This window comes from Legionella drancourtii LLAP12, from assembly GCF_000162755.2.
GTDB lineage: Bacteria > Pseudomonadota > Gammaproteobacteria > Legionellales > Legionellaceae > Legionella > Legionella drancourtii.
The window spans coordinates 12,625-15,856 of sequence record NZ_JH413842.1 but is presented as its reverse complement, the minus strand read 5'-3'; the positions used below and the strand labels follow the sequence as shown (position 1 = coordinate 15,856).

Below are 3,232 nucleotides of genomic sequence, written 5' to 3'. Positions count from 1 at the left end.
AAGCGCTTTGTCCGGCACGTCAAGTTAACTATTGAAAGAGCAAAAGTATTTTTTGTCGAATTTTAGGCGCAAAGCATCTCAGTTGCAGCGGAATTCCAAATTTCTTTGGCCTTTTGAAATTGTATTTTTCGATGAGAAGCGGAATGGGTGTAGCGTCCAACAGCGACTGCGAAGAGGTTCCTGATTTTTCCCATGAGTGCGATGAGGTTCTGCGCCCCTGCTGGTGATTTAAAGCGAATGAGGCATTTTTTTTTCTACGCGTGAGCTGATGAGCATTTTCAACCCGATTATTGAGCCCTTTATGCGAGCGATGCTCGACTCCTTTGCACATCTGGCGAATTGGTCTCAAATAGCTTCTTAGCTTGTCTGTTACGATAACCCTTGGCTTGGGATAGGCGTTTAATAAGCGAGACAGGAGCGGATGGCCGTATTTTGTCGATAACCCTTATAGAATATGGGTTATCGCAAATGATGCTGATAAACCAGCGCTATATGGAATTAACCTCACAAAGGAAAGCAGAAAATAATTCTCTTAGGTCTGATTAATTAGGTTAATCAGACTCTCTATAGATGATTAATTATTGCACGGAAATTTCGACGGTTAGCGTTTAGAACCCCTAATATCAGCAACTTTCATAAGCCCTATTTTGGCCAATTTTTGAGTTAAGCAACAAAGCCAATCAATGGGATGTTTTATTAGTAAGTTCATACTTTTTTTGGGCTTTTTAATGAAAATTTATTTAAAATAAAATAGTATATTAAAAAAGAACCTATTACAAAAAAATAAAAGGCAACTATCCACAGCCCAATCAGTGGATCGAGAAGAAATCCTAAAAATACAAATCCAATAAAGAATAGTTGGACTACTATTGATAATAGTACGGATGTGATTCTATTTATCTGTTTCATATTTTGGCCTTACTTAGAGATATACAGATTTTATAAAAAGTTAAAATATCATATTATTTAAAAAAATGGCCCCTAGTCAGGGGCACTCAGCTCTCAATTAGAATCAATTCGCTTAGCAAGGGCAATTGTTGATTTTGTTAAATCAGAAGAATATTTTGAATTGGCGCATTCCAGTTCGCGTATATAGTTATTGTCAAACCATTTTACCCTGTATAAATATCCACTGGCATCAGTACCTGCAATATCAATCAATGTAATTTTGCCGTTTACCTCTGAGAGAGCATCTTCCTCTGCAATTCTTGCGGCACCATGAGATATATGTAAATTGTTTTCGGTATATGCACATGTACCTATCGGATTTTTAAAAAACTGCACGGCTCCTGACCACCCACTATTGGGGTTTTTATTAACATAAGTTCCTGCAGGAGCAATACCAATATATTCACTCATCTCACTTTTTGGCACTCCAACATAGGTATAAGCCATCACCATTTCATCGGTGTGTTTACGTAAATGAGTTTCAGTAGGTTTAAACATTTTAGTTTCAATTGCAGCACGTTTTTGTATAAATTCATTAAAGTGTAAAAGCTCATGTGCCCTTGGAGAATCCTCTTTAACATAACCAATTTTTTTCTGTTGCTTGGCATCAATTATATCTTTTTGTTTTTGCCAATCCGCGCTCATTAGCGTGGATCGAGGAACAATTTGTACTCCTGAATCAGGAGTCATAAGTCCTTTTTTCTCCAATATTTTTTGATTTTCTTTCATAAACATATCTTTTTGTGCATCAGTTAGGCTGAATGCTAAAGAGGGTATAAGTGTTAATGCGATTGCTATTTTATTCATTTTTTCTTCCTTAATTTTGATCCCACCAGCCATCATAAATGCTGCAATCAGATACTTGTGTATTCACATCCAGTATTTCATGACCGCTATCTAAAAAATAATGAAATCCGGAGACAAAAAATGATCCGCCAGGGTAAGATTCATTCCAATGAACAGCCGCTTGTCTCCAGGTATATCCCATACCAGTGTCTATATAATGGTAACCTTTTGATAGATTATTTAAATCATAATTGTGAAAGCTTACAACGGGTTTTACCGCATATCCAGCCCAAACTGGCAATGAGTTTTTAAATTATTGTTTTTTTAAAAAAGTCATCCAGATATTTAAGGTTGGCGTTATATTCAGGGGCATTAATATTATTCCAAGTTCCTTTTTTAACGGTAAACCCTATAACTGAAAAAGCACGATTCATAAGTAAGAGAGGAATTATGAGCTGATATTCAGGGATTGGGCGTATGCTTGCATAACCCTTTAAAAAGGATTTTTTTAGCTTGGATTCCTCTGACCATTCATTAAGTTCCAAAGGACTAAAGTCCTCTTCGGCAAAGCTCGCACGTGCGGAAGCCCAGTCAATAATACCTGTAATTTCCTCATCAAATATAATTATATTACCTGGTCTAAAATCACGATGAATGAGACATGCGCCATCTACTAAATTCAATGCATCAACATGTGTCTTATAATATTGCCAGGATTTTTCAAGGAGCTCTTTGGGTAAATTATTGCTACATTCCGAAAAGCTTTCTTCAAATTTATGCTTGAATGGAGTACGTGGATCTGGACTTAAACTGTGTTCTTGAGTTAAATCTCCATACTGACTAACTCGATTAAGATGTAGAATTGCAAGTAATACTCCGGTTTCATAGCTAATTTTATCGGTCATATCTTTCTTGTTCAGTAGATTACCTGAAAAACACTCCATTAAAATAGCGCCATAATTTGATGTGGTTGGTGGTTCTGCCTGGATAATTTTGGAGACTGGTAATACATCTTCAAGAAAATTTAAAAAATAAATTTCACGCCAGTAGTCCTCAGCTCGCGGGCATATTTTCAAAATAAACGGGCTGCTTTTTGGAAAGACAACTTTATATACAATGGCAACCATTGCTTCTTCATGCTCAATAGGGATGAAACTAGCATTGCCAAGATTAAATCGTTGTTTATAGAAGATAAGATTATTCATACACAGGAACTTGATTTAATTTTTTAATAAAGGCTTTAAGTGACAGATATTTTCCATAACTCAGGTGTGTTGTAATTATTTTTTGAATGGGAACACCTAATTGATAAAGGTGAAGAATTTTATCTTTGTCTTTATCATACATTGAAGCCTGTATTACTCCCTTTGGCTTGCCAAGTTTGATTCCTTTGGCAGCGCGTGCTTTTAGTCCTTCTTTCGTTCTTTCCGAAATAAAATCCCTTTCCAGCTCAGCAAGCATTGAAAAAAATGGTGATGAGCACTTTATTGGCTACATT

The 3,232-nt window shown here is 36.0% G+C and carries 5 protein-coding genes; all 5 read right to left on the bottom strand.

Features of this window, described 5'->3' with window-relative positions; all coding sequences use genetic code 11:
• Nucleotides 1-28 precede the first annotated feature (28 nt).
• Nucleotides 29-415: a DDE-type integrase/transposase/recombinase gene (locus LDG_RS20760; RefSeq protein WP_148263586.1), complete on the bottom strand. Its 387-nt coding sequence runs from the start codon at nt 413-415 to the stop codon at nt 29-31.
• A gap of 587 nt (nt 416-1,002) precedes the next feature.
• The gene (locus LDG_RS13335; RefSeq protein ID WP_006871927.1) at nt 1,003-1,755 is read right to left on the bottom strand and encodes a hypothetical protein; all 753 of its coding nucleotides are present in this window, start codon (nt 1,753-1,755) and stop codon (nt 1,003-1,005) included.
• Between the two features lie 10 nt (nt 1,756-1,765).
• The gene (locus tag LDG_RS19725; RefSeq protein ID WP_006871926.1) at nt 1,766-1,936 is read right to left on the bottom strand and encodes a hypothetical protein; all 171 of its coding nucleotides are present in this window, start codon (nt 1,934-1,936) and stop codon (nt 1,766-1,768) included.
• Nucleotides 1,937-2,042: 106 nt separating this feature from the next.
• A complete protein-coding gene (locus LDG_RS13325; protein ID WP_040535920.1) occupies nt 2,043-2,939 on the bottom strand; it encodes a phosphotransferase in 897 nt (298 codons plus the stop codon).
• Nucleotides 2,932-3,195: a hypothetical protein gene (locus tag LDG_RS13320; protein ID WP_050805572.1), complete on the bottom strand. Its 264-nt coding sequence runs from the start codon at nt 3,193-3,195 to the stop codon at nt 2,932-2,934. Before LDG_RS13320 ends, LDG_RS13325 begins: the two co-directional genes overlap by 8 nt.
• Nucleotides 3,196-3,232: the final 37 nt, after the last annotated feature.

Excerpts from the sequence above, each read along its gene's own strand:
- LDG_RS13335 (WP_006871927.1), bottom strand. The coding sequence starts at position 1,755 with ATGAATAAAATAGCAATCGCATTAACACTTATACCCTCTTTAGCATTC.
- LDG_RS19725 (WP_006871926.1), bottom strand. The coding sequence starts at position 1,936 with ATGGGATATACCTGGAGACAAGCGGCTGTTCATTGGAATGAATCTTAC.
- LDG_RS13325 (WP_040535920.1), bottom strand. The coding sequence starts at position 2,939 with ATGAATAATCTTATCTTCTATAAACAACGATTTAATCTTGGCAATGCT.
- LDG_RS13320 (WP_050805572.1), bottom strand. The coding sequence starts at position 3,195 with ATGCTTGCTGAGCTGGAAAGGGATTTTATTTCGGAAAGAACGAAAGAA.